The 17,207-nt window shown below is 76.4% G+C and carries 1 protein-coding gene; it reads right to left on the bottom strand.

From position 1 onward, the window contains the following. Window positions 1-15: 15 nt before the first annotated feature. Window positions 16-17,181, bottom strand: a complete 17,166-nt coding sequence (locus ACFXHB_RS09685; protein ID WP_380573343.1) for a type I polyketide synthase — start codon at window positions 17,179-17,181, stop codon at window positions 16-18. Between the last annotated feature and the right edge of the window lie 26 nt (window positions 17,182-17,207).

The following is a 17,207-nucleotide window of genomic DNA, read 5'->3' as shown; positions in this document are numbered from 1 at the left end:
TCCGGGTCGTCCGGGTCAGGTCGTCTTGCCCAGGGCGCGCGACACGAGGTCGGCGACGTCCATCGCGTCGATCAGGTCGGCGTCGTCCTCGGCCGGTTCGGCCGCCGCGTCGGTCGCGGGGGCCTCCTCGGTCTCGACGAGGGCGAGCAGGGTGTCCAGGAGGCCGGCCTCCTTGAAGCGGGCGAACGGGACGTCCGCGAGCGCGCGCCGCAGGTCGTCCTCCCGCCCGTCGAGGTCGTCGCCGGTGTCCCGCAGGAGCTCGGAGCGCAGGTAGCCGACGAGGGCGTCCGGGGTGGGGTAGTCGAAGATCAGCGTCGCCGGCAGCCGCAGACCGGTGGCCACGTGCAGGCTGTTGCGGAGGTTGACGGCGGCCAGCGAGTCGAAGCCGACCTCCTGGAAGGCCTGCAGCGGTCCGATGCTCTCGGCGCTGCTGTGGCCCAGGACCGTCGCGGCCTGGCCGCAGACGAGCTTCAGCAGGATCCGGCTCTGCTCGGCCTCCGGCACGGCCCGCAGCGAGTCCACCAACGAGGAGGTGGTGTCGCTGTTCCCGGCGTCCGGCTGGGAGGCCCGCAGGGCGGCGTCCGCCTCCGGGAGGTCCGCGAACAGCGGGCTGGCCCGGACGGAGGTGAACGCCGGGATGAACGCGTCCCAGTCCATGTCGACCACCGACACGAACTTCTCCCGGGCCTCCACCGCCTGTTCGAAGGCCGTCATCGCGACCTGCGGGGCCATCGGCAGGACACCCCGGCGGCGAAGTTGGACCAGGGTCTCCTCGTCCATCCCGGCGCCGATCTGGTCGAGGGCGCCCCAGGCGATCGAGGTGGCCCGCAGGCCGCGTCCCCGGCGCCACTCGACCAGGGCGTCGAGCACGGTGTTGGCCGCGCCGGAGACGCTCTGCCCGCCGCCGCCCCAGACGCCGGCGATCGAGGAGAACACCACGAACGCGTCCAGCGGGGCGTCCGCGACCAGGTCGTCGAGCCAGAAGGCCGTGTCCACCTTGGCGGCGAACACCTCGGCGAGGTCCGCCGCGGCGGTGTCGGTGACGGAGCTGGTCCAGGCCATGTCGGCCGCGTGCAGCACGGCGGTGAGCGGCTGGTCCGCCGGGCTCCCGGCGACCAGCCGGGCGATCTCGTCGCGGTCGGCGTCGGCGCGGAAGAGCACGGTGGTGTCCGTGCCCAGGGCGGCGAGTTCCTCCCGCAGCCCGGCCGGCGCCTCCTCGGGTGTCCCGGGGCCGGTGGTGACGATCAGCCGGCGGGCGCCGGAGCGTGCCAGCCAGAGCGAGGCGTGCCGGCCGAGCCCCTCGGCGCCGCCGGTCACCAGCACGGTGCCGCTGGGCTGCCAACCGCCGCCGGCGGTGGGCTCCGGCGCGGGCTTGCGGACCAGTCGGCGGCTGTAGACGCCCGAGCGGCGGACGGCCAGCTGGTCGTCGCCGGCGGTGCCGTTCAGGGCGCCGAGCAGGTACTGCGTCGTCCGGGCGTCGTTCGCCGCCGGCAGGTCGATCAGGCCGCCCCACCGGTCGGGGAACTCCAGGGCGGCGGCACGGCCCAGGCCCCACAGCGCGGCCTGGGCCGGTGCGGTGAGGGTGTCCTGGATGCCGATGTTCACGGCGCCCCGGGTGAGGCACCAGAGCGGGCGGCCGGCCCCCGCGTCACCCAGGGCCTGGATCAGCGCGAGGGTCGCCGCGGTGGCGCCCAGGTCGGTCGGGGCGGTCCCGGGGGCGAGCGCGAGCAGCGACAGCACGCCGGTCACCTCGTGCTCGGCCAGGACAGCGGTCAGGCGCTCCGCGAGGTCGGCCCGGGTGGCGCCGGTCGCGACCTCCAGCGTGACGAGGTCGAGCCCCTGCCCGGCCAGCGCCGCCGCCAGGTCGGCGGCGGACGCGTCCGCCGGCCCGCCGACGGGAAGGACGGCCAGCCACCGGCCACCCGGCACCCCGACGGCCTCGCGTTCGAGCGGCCGCCAGGTGACGTTGTACCGCAGCTTCTCGGCGCTCGACCGGCGGCGTCGCCGGCCCCGCCAGTCCGCCAGGACCGGGACGACCGTACGCAGCGCGTCCCGCTGGTCGGCCGAGGCCAGGTCGAGCAGGTGGGCGAGCGAGTCGGCGTCGGTCTGCTCGACGGCGGCCCAGAAGTCGGAGTCCGCGCCTTCGGCCGCCGCGGCGGAGTCGTCGGGCGTCTCGCCCTCCTGGAGCCAGAAGTGCCGGCGGTCGAAGGCGTAGGTCGGCAGGTCCACCCGGGCGGACTCGGCGCCGGTGGGCAGCAGGCCGGTCCAGTCCACCGGGACGCCCCGGACGAACAGTTCGGCCATCGAGGTGAGCAGCCGGCGCGGGCCGCCCTCGTCCCGGCGCAGCGTGCCGCCGACGACGGCGCGCAGCCGGACGCTGTCGTCCGCGGCGGTGTCGAAGATCTCGTTGACCGGCTGGACCAGCACCGGGTGGGCGCTGGACTCGACGAAGACGGTGTGACCCTCGCCGAGCAGCGTGGCGACGGCCGGGCCGAAGCGGACCTGGCCACGCAGGTTGCGGTACCAGTAGCCGCCGTCCAGCACGCCCGCCTCGTCGACCCAGGTGCCGGTGACGGTGGAGAAGAACGGCACCAGCGGGGCCTGGCCTCGGATGTCCGCGAAGGCCTCGGCCAGCGTCCCCTCGATCGCCTCCACGTGCCGGGTGTGCGAGGCGTAGTCCACCGCCACCCGACGCACCCGGACCCCGTCGGCCTTCAGCACCGCCAGGGCCTCGTCCAGCGCCTCGGCGTCACCGGCCACCACCACCGAGGTCGGGCTGTTGACGGCCGCCACCTCGACCCGGTCTGCCCAGCGCTCCAGCCGCTCGACGGCGTCGCTCTCGGACAGCGCCACCGAGGCCATCCCGCCGCGTCCGGCGAGGCTGCCCGCGATCACCTGGCTGCGCACCGCGACGATCCGGGCCGCGTCCTCCAGGGACAGCGCACCGGCCACGCAGGCAGCCGCGATCTCGCCCTGCGAGTGGCCGAGGACGGCGTCCGGCACCAGGCCGGCCGAGGCCCAGACGGCGGCCAGGCCGACCATCACCGCGAAGCTCGCCGGCTGCAGCACATCGACGCGCTCCAGCAGCTCGGCCGGGGCCTCCCCGCGCAGCACCTCGACCAGCGACCAGTCCACCCACGGCTCCAGCGCCGCCGCACACGCCGCCACCCGCTCGGCGAACACCGGCGAGGAGTCCAGCAGCTCACGACCCATCCCGACCCACTGCGAACCCTGGCCCGGGAACACCAGCACCGTCCGGCCCGGGCTGGACACACTGCCCGTCACCAGCCCCGGCGCGGACTCGCCCCGGGTCAGCGCGCCCAGCGCGGCCAGCGCCTCGGAGCGCGAACCGGCCACCACCACCGCACGCTCGCCGAGCACCGCGCGTCGCGCGACCAGCGCCCCCGCCACCCCGGTGAGGGGCGCCGGCGACGCCTCGACGAAGGCGGCCAGCCGACCGGCCTGGCCGGCCAGCGACGCGGTGCTCTTCGCCGACACCACCAGCGGCAGCACGGCGTCGGGCGCGGTCGCCGCGGCCGGCTCCGCCCGGAGGGGTTCGGGCCCCTCCTCCAGGATCACGTGCGCGTTGGTGCCGCTCGCGCCGAACGAGGAGACCGCGGCGCGGCGCGGGCGGCCGTCGCGCGGCCACTCGCGTGCCTCGGTCAGCAGTTCCACCGCTCCGGCCGCCCAGTCCACCTGCGGCGTCGGCTCGGTCACATGGAGCGTCGCGGGCATCACACCGTGCCGCATCGCCTCCACCATCTTGATCACACCGGACACACCGGCCGCGGCCTGGGTGTGGCCGATGTTCGACTTCAGCGACCCGAGCCGCAACGGCCGGTCGGCGGGCCGGGCCTGGCCGTAGGTGGCCAGCAGCGCCTGGACCTCGATCGGGTCACCCAGCGAGGTGCCGGTGCCGTGGCCCTCGACGACGTCCACCTCGGACGCGTCCAGGCCCGCGTTCGCCAGCGCCCGGCGGATCACCCGCTGCTGCGAGGGGCCGTTGGGCGCGGTCAGACCGTTGGAGGCGCCGTCCTGGTTCACCGCGCTGCCGCGCAGCACGGCGAGCACCTGGTGCCCGTTGCGCCGCGCCTCGGAGAGCCGCTCCAACACCACGACGCCCACGCCCTCGGCCCAGCCGGTGCCGTCGGCCGTCGCGGAGTAGGCCTTGCAGCGACCGTCGGCGGAGAGGCCGCGCTGGCGCGAGAACTCCAGGAAGGCATCCGGGCTGGACATCACGGTCGCGCCGCCGGCCAGCGCCATCGAGCACTCGCCGCGCCGCAGTGCCTGCGCGGCCAGGTGCATCGCCACCAGCGAGGAGGAGCACGCCGTGTCCACCGTCACCGCCGGGCCCTCGAACCCGAACACGTACGACACTCGGCCCGAGGCCACGCTCGACGACGTCCCGGTCATGACGTAGCCCTGGACGTCGTCGGGCACCTGCCGCAGCCTCGTCACGTAGTCGTGGTGGACGATGCCGGTGAAGACCCCGATGTCCCGGCCCCGGGTGGAGAGCGGGTCGATCCCGGCCCGCTCCAGGGCCTCCCACGAGGTCTCCAGCAGGAGCCGCTGCTGCGGGTCCATCGCCAGCGCCTCACGCGGCGAGATGCCGAAGAGTCCGGCGTCGAACTGGGCCGCGTCGTGCAGGAATCCGCCGACCCTGGTGTAGCTGGTGCCGGGGTGCGCCGGGTCCGGGTGGTAGAGCTTGTCGACGTCCCAGTCCCGGTCGGTGGGGAAGGGGGAGAGCCCGTCGCGTCCCTCCGAGACCAGCGTCCAGAGCTCCTCGGGGCTGGTCACCCCGCCCGGCAGCCGGGTGCTCATCGCGACGATGGCGATCGGCTCGTCCGGGTCCGTCGCGGCCGCGGCGGGCACCGGGGCACTCGCCGGGCCCTCGCCGAGCAGTTCGGCGCGGAGCAGGTCGGCCAGCGCGGCCGGGGTCGGGTAGTCGAAGACCAGACTGGTCGGCAGGGACAGACCGGTGAAGTCGTGCAGCCGGTTGCGGAGCTTGACGGCACTGAGGGAGTCGAAGCCGAGCTCCCGGAAGGGCCGGCCGCCGTCGAAGGACTCGGCGCCCTCCTGGTGGCCGAGGACGGCGGCGGCGCTCTCCCGTACCAGGTCCATCAGCAGGCGGTGCTGTTCCGCGCCGGCGAGGTCGGCGAGCCGGGCGGCCAGCGAGCCGCCGGCCGCCGCACCGCGGCGCACAACGCGCCGGGCCAGCGGGGCGTGCGCCGGGGTCGGCGCGGCGGTGACCGGGGCGGTGACCGGGGTGGTGCCCGCCCCGAGCGCCTCGGCGGGAGCGGCGGCGCGCTCCAGCGTCACCGGGCCGAAGGCGGCGACCGGTTCGCCCTCCGGGTCGGCGAGTTCGACCAGGTGGGCGCCGTCGCCGGCCGGGGTGATCCGCAGCCGCAGCGCGGCGGCGCCCTCCGCGTAGACGGCCAGGTCGGCGCAGGCGGCCGGCTCGCGGTCGCGGTCGTCGGTGTCGCCGCTGCCGGTGTGGGCGGCGAGGACCTTCAGCGCGGTGTCGATGAGCGCCGGGTGGAGCGTGAACGTCCCGGCCTCGTCGGCCCGTTCGGCGGACAGCTCGATGTCGGCGAGCAGCCGGCCGTCGCGCTGCCAGAGCCGGCGGACACCGGCCACCTTGGCGGCGGGCCCGGCGGTGTCCTCGGCCTCGTCGGCGGACGGCCAGCTCCGCAGGTCGAAGGCGGGCCTCGGCAGGCCGGGTGCCAGCAGGGCGCGGGCGTGGCAGGTCCACGGGCCCTGCTCCGGGCCGGCCGGGCGGGAGTGCACACCGGCGCGGCGCAGGCCGTCCGGGCCCGGGGCCGCCACGGCGACCCGCAGCTGGAGGTGCCCGTGCTCGGGCAGGGTCAGCGGCGTCTCGACGGTGATCTGCCGGACGGCTCCGCTGGCGGTCTCGCTGCCGGCCCGGACGAGCAGGTCCAGCAGCACGGCCGCCGGGACGACGGTGTCGCCGGCGCCGGTCGGGTCGACCGGCAGGCCGGGGCTGCGCCGGGTCAGCCGCCCGGTGAGGACGGCACCGGTGCCGCCGCCGTCCGCGGGGACCTCGACGACGGTGCCGAGCAGCGGGTGCCCGGTGCTGCGGGCGCCGAGCGCCTCGGCGTCCGCGGCGGCGCCGCTCTCGACCCAGTAGCGCTCGTGCTGGAAGGCGTAGGTGGGCAGTTCGGCGCCGACCGCCGTCACCGGCCCGACCGCCGTCGCCGGCCCGACCACGCCCGCGGTGCCCGGCCGGCCGAGGACGGCGGGCCAGTCCACGTCCACCCCGCGCACGTGCAGTTCGGCGAGCGCGGTGAGGACGGCGGTGTCCTCGGGGGTGTCGGTGCGCAGCGTGGCCAGGCAGCCCCGCGCCTGCTCGCCGAGCGTGCCGAGCGCCATCGCGGTCAGCACCCCGCCCGGCCCGAGTTCGAGGTAGGTGACGGCGCCCTGGTCGCGCAGCGACCCGACCGCGTCGCCGAACCGGACGGCGTGCCGCACCTGGTCGGCCCAGTACCCGGCGGTGCCGAAGTGCCCGTCCTCGGCGAGCGCGCCGGTGAGGGTGGAGACGACCGGGACGGTGGCCGGCCGGTACGTCAGCCGGGCCGCGACGGCCTCGAACTCCGCCAGCATGGGCTCCATCAGCGGCGAGTGGAAGGCGTGGCTGACGGCGAGCCGCCGGGTCTTGCGGCCCGCGCGGGCCAGCTCGGCGGCGACGGCGAGCACCGCCTCCTCGGCGCCGGAGAGCACCAGGGAGTCCGGCGCGTTGACCGCCGCGACACCGACCGCCCCGGCCGTGCCGGCCAGCAGCGGCGCGACCTCGGCCTCGGTCGCCCGGACGGCCACCATCGCGCCGCCGGCGGGCAGCGCCTGCATCAACCGGCCGCGGGCGGCGACCAGTTCACCGGCCGTGGCCAGGTCCAGGACGCCGGCCGCGTGCGCGGCGGTGATCTCACCGATCGAGTGACCGGCCAGCAGGTCCGGCCGGACGCCCCAGGAGGCGAAGAGCCGGAACAGCGCGGTCTCCAGGGCGAAGAGGCCAGCCTGGGTGTACAGGGTCTCGTCGAGCAGCGCGCCCTCCGTCGTCCCGGGGTCGGCGAAGACCACCTCGCGCAACGGCCGCGCCAGGTGGCCGTCCAGGTGCCGCTCGACGGCGGCACAGGCGGCGGCGAAGGCGTCCCGGAAGACGGGGAACGCCTCGGCGAGCCGGCGGCCCATACCGGCCCACTGGCTGCCCTGGCCGGTGAACAGGAAGGCCAGCCTGCCGTCGGCGGCGGCGTCGGCGGCGTTCCCGACGACGGTCGCGGTACCGGGCGTGCCGTGTTCGAGGGCGCGCAGGGCGTCGGCCAGCTGTCGGCGGTCGCCCGCCAGGACGACGGCGCGGTGGTCGAGCCGGGCCCGGGTGGTGGCGAGCGCGTGGGCCGTATCGGCGAGCGGGAGGTCGGCCCGGTCGTCGACGAAGCGGGCGAGCCGTCCGGCCTGGCCGCGCAGCGCGGCCGCCGTCCTGGCCGAGAGCGGGACCGGCACGGGCACCGTCGGGTCGGCCTCGGACCGGGCCGGGGCCGGGGCCGCGGTCTCGGCCGGGGCCTGCTGCACCAGGACGTGCGCGTTGGTCCCGCCGATACCGAAGGAGGACACCCCCGCCCGACGGGGGCGGCCGGTCTCCGGCCACTGCCGGGCCTCGGTCAGCAACTCGACCGCGCCGACCGACCAGTCCACATGGGTCGAGGGCCGGTCGACGTGCAGCGTCCGGGGCAGCACGCCGTGCCGGATGGCCATCACCATCTTGATCACGCCGGCCACGCCGGCCGCGGCCTGGGTGTGGCCGATGTTCGACTTGACCGACCCGAGCCAGAGCGGCCGGTCGGCGGGCCGGTCCTGGCCGTAGGTCGCCAGCAGCGCCTGCGCCTCGATCGGGTCGCCCAGTACGGTGCCCGTGCCGTGCGCCTCCACCGCGTCCACCTCGACCGGCGACAGGCCCGCGTTCGCCAGCGCCTTGCGGATCACCCGCTGCTGGGAGAGGCCGTTCGGCGCGGTCAGACCGTTGGACGCGCCGTCCTGGTTCACCGCGCTGCCGCTGACCACCGCGAGCACCTGGTGCCCGCGCCGGCGCGCCTCGGAGAGCCGCTCGACGAGCAGCACGCCCACGCCCTCGGCCCAGCCGGTGCCGTCGGCACCGTCCGCGAAGGCCTTGCAGCGGCCGTCCGGGGCCAGCCCGCGCTGGCGGGAGAACTCGACGAAGGTCTCCAGGTTGCCCATCACCATCACACCGCCGGCCAGCGCCATCGAGCACTCGCCGCGGCGCAGCGCCTGCGCGGCCAGGTGCAGGGCGACCAGCGACGAGGAGCAGGCGGTGTCGACCGTGACGGCCGGTCCCTCGAAGCCGAACTGGTAGGCGACGCGGCCCGAGAGGACGCTGGCGGAGCCGCCGGTGAGACGGAACCCCTCGACCCCGGCCGCCTGGTGCATCCGCACGGTGTAGTCGTGGCTGTTGACGCCGACGAAGACGCCGATGTCCTGCCCGCTCAGCCCGGTGGGGTCGATCGCGGCGCGCTCGAACGCCTCCCAGGAGGTCTCCAGCAGCAGGCGCTGCTGCGGGTCCATGGCGAGCGCCTCGTTCGGGGAGATGCCGAAGAAGCCGGCGTCGAACCCGGTGGCGTCGTCGAGGAAGGCGGCGTGGCGGACGTAGGTCTTGCCCGCGCTGTCCGGGTCGGCGTCGTAGTGCCGCTCGATGTCCCAGCCGCGGTCCTCGGGGAACTCGGTGACGGCGTCGACGCCCTCGGCCACCAGCCGCCAGAGGTCCTCGGGGCTGTGCACGCCGCCGGGCAGCCGGCAGGACATCGCCACGATCGCGATCGGCTCGTCGGGGTCGGCGGCCCCGCCGACGGGAGTGCCCTCGGCGGCGGTGGCGCCCTCGGACGGGGCGGCGCCGAAGAGCCGCACGCGCAGGTGCTCGGCCAGGGCCGCCGGCTTCGGGTAGTCGAAGACGATGGTCGAGGAGAGCGTGAGCCCGCTCGCGGCCGCCAGCCGGTTCCGCAGCTCCACGGCGGTCAGCGAGTCGAAGCCGGCCTCCTTGAAGGCGCGGTCGGCCCGGACGGCGTCGGGGGCGGCGTGGCCGAGCACGTTGGCGGCGTGCCGGCGCACCAGGGCCACCAGCTCCTCCGTCCGCTCGGCCGTGCCCAGGCGGGCGAGGCGCTCCCGCAGCGGGGCGGTGTCCGTGCCGTCGGCGGTCCGGGCGGTCCGCCGCCCGGCGGGCGCCAGACCGCGCAGCAGCGGTGCGACGGGGCCGCCGCGGGCCGCCGCGCGCAGGGCGGGCAGGTCGAACCTGGCGGCCACCAGCGCGGCGGGCGTCCCGGCGTCGGCGCGCAGGGCGGCGTCGAACAGCGCCATTCCCTCGGCGTCCGAGAGCCCGACCATGCCCAGGCGCCGGGTGCGGTGCAGGTCGGCGGCGCCGAGGTGGCGGGTCATGCCGCTGGCCTGGCTCCAGTAGCCCCAGGCGAGCGAGACGCCGGGCAGGCCGAGCGCGCGCCGCCGGTGGGCGAGCGCGTCCAGGCAGGCGTTGGCCGCCGCGTAGTTGCCCTGGCCGGGGTTGCCCAGGACACCGGCCGCCGAGGAGAACAGCACGAAGGCCGCGAGGTCCAGCTCCCGGGTCAGCTCGTGCAGGTGCAGGGCCGCGTCCAGCTTCGGCCGCAGCACGGTGTCCACCCGCTCCGGGGTCAACGCCGTGACCACGCCGTCGTCCAGGACGCCGGCGGTGTGGACGACGGCGGTCAGCGGGTGCTCGGCCGGCACCGCCGCGAGGAGCGCCGCGACCTGGTCGCGGTCGGCCGTGTCGCAGGCGGTGACCGTGACGGTGGCGCCCAGCGCGGTGAGTTCCTCGCGCAGTTCCGCCGCGCCCTCGGCGGCGGGGCCCCGGCGGCTGACGAGCAGCAGGTGCCGGACGGCGTGCGCGGTGACCAACTGCCGGGCGACCAACGCGCCCAGCGTGCCGGTCCCACCGGTGACCAGGACGGTACCGGCGGGGTCGAGCCCCCGGGTGCCGACCGTTCCGGCGCTGTCGCCCGGCGCGGTGCTGTCGGCCGGCGTGGCACTGTCGCCCGGCGCGGTGCTGTCGGCCGGCGTGGCACTGTCGGCGGCCTCGGCGCTCGGCGGGACGGTGGCGCGCACCAGCCGGGGCACCTCGGCCACGCCGGCCCGCACCCGGACCCGCGGTTCACCACTGGCCAGCACGGCGGGCAGCAACGCGGCCTCGGCCTCGTCGAGTTCGACGATGACGATGCGGTCCGGGTGCTCGGACTGGGCCGAGCGCAGCAGGCCGGACACGGCGGCGGCGGCGAGATCGCCCGCGTCCCCGGTGACCGCCACGACCAACCGGGACTGTGCCAGCGCGGGTGCGGAGAGCCAGGCCTGGAGGAGGGCCAGGGAAGCGGCCACGGCGGCCCGGGGATCGCCGCCCGGGTGCTCGACGGCGTACCGCAGCACGTCCGGGGCCGGGCTCTCCGAGGCGGCCAGGGCCTCGACGTCCGCCGCGGTCACGACCGCGGCCGTGCTGAGCACCCGGTCCACGGCGGGCAGCGAGAGCGCGGTCCACTGCGGAAGGAACAGCGCGTCCTGCGTCAACTCCCTGGTGATCCCGTCCTGTTCCGGCGAGAACGGTCGGGCGAGCACCGCGTCGGCGGCCAGCACCGGCCCACCGGCCGGGTCACTCAGCTCCAGCCGGGCCCCCTCGTCCGACAACTCGGACGTACGGACCCGCAGTTCGGAGGCGCCCGAGGCGAGCAGGGTCACCCCGCGCCACTCGGCCGCGAGCATGCCCTCCGGAAGGATCGTGCGGACCGCCGCGTCGAGCAGCGCCGGGTGCAGGCCGTAGCGGTCGGCGGGACCGGCCGCGTCGTCCAGGGCGACCTCGGTCGCCGGGCCGCCGGCGGGCCGGGCGGCCCGGTCGTCCGCCGGGGTGGGGGTCAGCGTGCCGTGGGCGTGGCGTGTCCACGGCGCGTCCAGCGCCGCGTCGTCCGCGCGGGAGTAGACCTCGGCGGTGCGCCGGCCGGCCTCGTCCGCCGCTCCGACGATCATCTGAACGGACCTGCCCCCGCGCAGCGGGAGCACCACGGGCCGCTCCACCGTCAATTCGGCGACGGTCGGCGTACCGACCTCGTCACCGAACCGCACGGCCAGCTCGACCAGGGCCGCGTTCGGCACCAGCACGGCGGCGCCCACCACGTGGTCGGCCAGCCAGGAGTGCGCGCCGAGCGACCACCGCGAGGTGGTCATGAAGCCGCCGGAGCCGGGCACACCGACGATCGCGCCGATCAGCGGGTGGTCGGCGGAGGCCTGGCCGAGCGCGGCCGCGTCGGTGGCCGGGGCGGTCCGCAGCCAGTAGTGCCGGTGGTCGAAGGCGTAGGTCGGCAGGTCGACGGGGGCGGTGCCGGTGGGCAGCACGCCCGTCCAGTCCACCGGGACGCCCCGGACGAAGAGTTCGGCGATCGAGGTGAGCAGCCGTCGCGGTCCGCCCTCGTCGCGGCGCAGCGAGCCGGTGACCAGGGCCTCGACAGCGGCCTCGTCCACGATCTCGTTGATCGGCTGGACCAGCACCGGGTGGGCGCTGGACTCGACGAAGACGGTGTGACCCTCGCTCAGGAGGGCTGCGACGGCCGGGCCGAAGCGGACCTGGCCGCGCAGGTTGCGGTACCAGTAGCCGCCGTCCAGCACCCCGGGCTCGTCGACCCAGCCGCTGGTGACCGTCGAGAAGAACGGGATCCGCGGGGCCTGGCTGCGAATGTCCGCGAAGGCCTCGGCCAGCGTCCCCTCGATCGCCTCGACGTGGCGGGTGTGGGAGGCGTAGTCCACCGCGACCCGGCGCACCCGGACCCCGTCGGCCTTCAGCACCGCCAGGGCCTCGTCCAGCGCCTCGGCGTCACCGGCCACCACCACCGACGCGGGGCCGTTGACGGCCGCCACCTCCACCCGGTCCGCCCACGGTTCCAGCCTGGTCAGCGCCTCGGCCTCGGACAGCGCCACCGAGGCCATGCCACCGCGCCCCGCGAGGCTGCCGGCGATCACCTGGCTGCGCACCGCCACGATCCGCGCCGCGTCCTCCAGCGAGAGCGCGCCCGACACACAGGCCGCCGCGATCTCACCCTGCGAGTGCCCGACCACCGCGTCCGGGACCACACCGACGGACGCCCAAACGGCGGCCAGGCCGACCATCACCGCGAAGCTCGCCGGCTGCAGCACATCCACGCGCTCCAGCAGCTCGGCCGGCGCCTCACCCCGCAGCACCTCGACCAGCGACCAGTCCACCCAGCGCTCCAGCGCCGCCGCACACGCCGCCACCCGCTCGGCGAACACCGGCGAGGACTCCAGCAGCTCACGACCCATCCCGGCCCACTGCGAACCCTGCCCCGGGAACACCAGCACCGTCCGGCCCGTACCGGACAGGCTGCCCGCCACCAGACCGGGAGCCGACTCACCCCGCGCCAGCGCACCCAGCCCCGCCAGCACCTCCTCCGACGAACCCGCCACCACCACCGCACGCTCGTCCATCAGTGCCCGGCGCGAGACCAGCGCACCCGCCAGTGCCGCCGTGTCGACCGCGCCCGCCAGGGACGTCAGCCGCCCGGCCTGGGCCGCCAGCGAGGTCACGCTCCTGGCCGACAGCATCAGGGGCAGCACGGCGTCGGGCGCGGCATCGACCGCGACCGGGGCCTCCTCGGGGGCCTGCTCCAGGATCAGGTGCGCGTTGGTGCCGCTGACACCGAAGGAGGAAACGGCGGCCCGGCGGGGGCGGCCGGTCTCCGGCCACTCCAGCGCCTCGGTCAGCAGCTCCACCGCTCCGACCGACCAGTCCACCTGGGAGGACGGCGCGTCCACGTGCAGCGTCGGCGGCAGCACGCCGTGCCGCAGGGCCTGCACCATCTTGATCACGCCCGACACACCGGCCGCGGCCTGGGTGTGGCCGATGTTCGACTTCAACGACCCGAGCCAGAGCGGCCGGTCCGCGGGCCGGTCCTGGCCGTAGGTGGCCAGCAGCGCCTGCGCCTCGATCGGGTCACCCAACACCGTGCCGGTGCCGTGCCCCTCCACCACGTCCACCTCGGCGGTCGTCAGGCCCGCGTTGGCCAGGGCCTTGCGGATCACCCGCTGCTGGGACAGGCCGTTCGGCGCGGTCAGACCGTTCGACGCGCCGTCCTGGTTCACCGCGCTGCCGCGCACCACCGCGAGCACCCGGTGCCCGTTGGCCCGCGCCTCGGACAACCGCTCCAGCACCACCACACCCGCGCCCTCGGCCCAGCCGGTGCCGTCCGCCGCGTCCGCGTAGGACTTGCACCGGCCGTCGGCCGCCAGCGCCCGCTGGCGCGAGAACTCCACGAAGGTGTCCGGCGTCGCCATCACGGTCGCGCCGCCGGCCAGCGCCAGCGAACACTCCCCGCGCCGCAGTGCCTGCGCGGCCAGGTGCATCGCCACCAGCGAGGACGAGCACGCCGTGTCCACCGTCACCGCCGGCCCCTCGAACCCGAACACGTACGACACCCGGCCCGAGGCCACACTGGACGCCGTGCCGGTGGCGACGAAGCCCTCCAGCTCCGCCGGCGCCGCGCCGCCCGCGCCGTAGCTCTGGCCCATGACGCCGGAGAACACCCCGACGTCCGCGCCCTTCAGCCCGGCCGGGTCGATCCCGGCCCGCTCCATGGCCTCCCAGGACGCCTCCAGCAACAGCCGCTGCTGCGGGTCCATCGCCAGCGCCTCACGCGGCGAGATCCCGAAGAACCCGGCGTCGAACAGCCCGGCGTCGCGCAGGAAGCCACCACGGTCGGCGGTGGACGTACCGGCCTGCTCCGGATCTCCGGAGAACAGCCGCTCCAGGTCCCAGCCGCGGTCCTCCGGGAAGCCGGACAGGGCTTCCCGGCCCTCGCTGACCAGCTGCCACAGCTCGTCCGGTCCGGTGACCCCGCCCGGCAGCCGGCACGCCATGCCGACGATCGCGATCGGCTCGTCCGGGTCGGCGGGCAGCGCGCGGGCGGCCGGCGCCTGGGCCTCGTCGAGGCCGAGGGCGCGGGCCCGCAGGTGGGCCGCCAGCGCCTCCGGCGTCGGGTGGTCGAAGCTGACGGTGGCGGGCAGGCGCAGCCCGGTGCTCTCGGTCAGCCGGTTGCGCAGTTCGACGACGGCGAGCGAGGTGAGTCCGAGGTCGCGGAAGGCTCGGCCGGCCGGAATCGGCCCGGCGCCCGGCCGGGTCAGGACGGCGGCGGCCTCGGTCCGGACGAGCTCTTCGAGCAGGGCGAGCTGGGCGCGCTCGTCCAGGCCCGCCAGGCGCTCGCGCAGGGCGGCGGTGACGGCTTCGTCGGGCCGGGCGGCCGCCGGTGCCGCCGCGGCGAGGGAGCGGAGCACGGCCGGGACGGGGCCCTCCGGCTCGAACGGACCGGTCCGCAGCGCCACCAGCGCCGGGGTGCCGGTCTCGATCAGCAGGTCGAACGCGGCGAGCCCGTCCCGCAGGCGGCGGGCCCGGTCGGCCCCGGCGTCGGCCGTCTCCTCACCGGTGCTCCAGGACAGCGCCGCACCGGTACGGCCGCTCAGCCGGCGGGTGTGTGCCAGCGCCTCGGTCAGCGCCTCGGCCACGGCCGTGTCGGGGGCCGCGGGGGCTCCCAGAACAGCGGCCGTCCCGGTGACGGTGACGAAGGCGGCGAGCTCGGTACCGGCCGTGAGCTCGTCCAGGGCCAGGGCGAGGGCGGGGTCGGCGGCGGCGTGCACCACGGCGGTCACCGGGCGGCCGAGGCCGGCCAGCGCGGCGCGCAGCACGGTCCGCAGCGCGGCCGGGTCGGTCGGGTCGGCGGTCACCCGGGTGACTGCGACCCCGGCCGGCTCGGCGGCGGGTTCGGGGGCCTCCCCCGGCATCGGGGAGTCGACCAGCAGCAGGCGCTCCACCCGGTGGGCGGTCGCCAGGTGGCCCACCAACGCCGCACCGGCGGGCGTGCCGGCACCGGTGACGACCACGGTCGTGCCGAGGTCCGGCGCGTCGGCGGGTCGCGGCCGGTCGATCACCGGGACGCGGACGAGTCTCGGGACCAGCAGTTCCCCGGCGCGCAGCGCGAGCTGGGGCTCACCGGAGGCGACGGCGGCGAGCAGGGCACGGGCCGCGCGGTCCGCACCGCCTTCGCGGTCGCCGTCGAGGTCCGCGCCACCGTCGAGGTCGCCGTCGAGGTCCGCGTCGCCGTCGAGGTCGAGCAGGGTCACCGTCTCGGGGCGGTCGGTGTCGGCCTGGACGGACCGCACGACGGCCCAGAGCGGGACGCCGTCGAGGTCCGGCGCGCCGTCCCCGGTGGTGGCGCCGACCGCGCCCCGGGTGAGGAGGACCAGCCGGGCTCCGGCCGGGACCGGACGGACGGCCGCCGCCCGGCCGTCGGCGCCACCGGGGACCGGGGCGAGCACCGTCACACCGGGAGCGGGCTCACCGGCGGCCACGGCGGCGTCCAGGGCCGCGAGGTCGGGGTGGACCCGGACGTCCAGGCCGGCGGCCCGCAGCCCGGTGGCGAGCGCCTCGGCGGGGCCGACCAGCGCCCAGCCGGCCGCGGCGGGCCCGGAGCCCGCGGCGGGCGCGGCCGGCGCCGGCAGCCAGGCCGGTGCCAGCAGGGCGTCGTGGTGTCCGTCGGCGGCGTGGCGCAGCCGGGCGGGCTGCTCGGCCAGCAGGCGCCGGACGATCTTCCCGGAGGGCGTCCGGGGGATGCTCGCGACCTCGTAGACCCGCTCCGGCAGCTTGTACGCGGAGAGCCGCTTGCGGCAGCGGTCGATCAGGGCGGCGGTGTCGAGACCGGCCGGCCCCGGGACGACCCAGGCGACGGGCACCTCGCCGAGCGTGTCGTGCGCCACCCCGGCCACGCCGGCGTCGGCGACGCCCTCGACGGTGCGCAGGACGGCTTCGACCTCGTCGGGGTGGATGTTCTCGCCGCCGCGGATGACCAGGTCCTTGAGGCGGCCGCAGATGGTGAAGTAGCCGGCCTCGTCGCGCCGGGCGAGGTCGCCGGTGTGGAACCAGCCGTCCCGCACCGCCTCGGCGGTGGCCTCCGGGCTGTTGTGGTAGCCGACCATGACGTTCGGTCCGCTGACCCAGACCTCGCCCTCCTCGCCGGCCGCGACGTCCAGGCCGGTGCGCGGGTCGACGATCCGCACCCCGACGCCCGGCACGGGCAGGCCGCAGGAGCCCTCGACCCGGGCGGCGTCCGGCGGGTTGATGGTGATCGCCCCGCAGGTCTCGGTGCTCCCGTAGGCGTCGACCAGTGGTACCCCGAAGCCCTCCTCGAAGGAGCGGCGCAGCTCGGAGCCGGTGACGGCGCCGCCGACCAGCCCGATCCGCAGGTCGGGCAGCGACAGGCCGGTCCGCCGGGCGGTCGTGACCAGGTGGTGGTAGGTGGTGGGGACGCCGGCCAGGAAGGTGGAGCGGTCCTCGCGGAGCGCGGTGAGGATGTCGTCCGCGGAACTGCCGTCCATGATCCGGGCGGTGGCGCCGGCCACCGGGACGGAGAGCACGCAGGCGATGTGCGAGAGGCTGTGGAAGAGCGGCAGCGGCCACAGCACGCGGTCCTGCTCGGACAGCCCCGGGACGGGTACGTAGCAGGAGGCGACGGACCACAGGCAGTTGCGCTGGGTGGACAGCACGCCCTTGGGCCGGCCGGTGGTGCCCGAGGTGTAGAACATCCAGGCCACCTCGTCCAGGCCGAGGTCGTCGGGGGCCTCGGTAGCCGGCTCGGTGACGGCGAGTTCGTCGAAGGCGAGGGCACCCGCGGGAGCCGGCGCCGGACCGGTGGCCAGGACGCTGACGCCCGAGGCGGGCTCGGGCAACAGGCGCAGGAACGTTTCTGCGCTACTGGCCTCGGCGAGCGCGAAGACGGCGCCGCTGTCGCTCAGCAGGTACTCGGTCTCGGCCGCCGTCGCCCGCGGATTGACCGGTACCCCGATCCCGCCGGCCCGCACGACGGCGAGATAGCCCTCCACCATGGCCACGGAGTTGCCGAGGCAGAGTGCCACCCGGTCCCCGCGGCGGACGCCGAGGCCGGCCAGGTGACCGGCCAGCCTCCGCGTCCGCGCTTCGAGCTCTCCGTAGGTGACCGCGTGCCGGTCGTCCTCGAAAGCGATCTTGTCCGTGAGACGGACCGCGTTCTCCCGGAGGATGACCGGGAGCGGGGTGATCAGATCGGGGCGCACCTTACCGCGAACTCCTTCCGGAGAGC

It is taken from the genome of Kitasatospora sp. NPDC059327 (genome assembly GCF_042752535.1).
Classification (GTDB): Bacteria; Actinomycetota; Actinomycetes; order Streptomycetales; family Streptomycetaceae; genus Kitasatospora.
The sequence above is the reverse complement of the archived record's forward strand: the minus strand, read 5'-3'. Positions and strand labels throughout refer to the sequence as shown.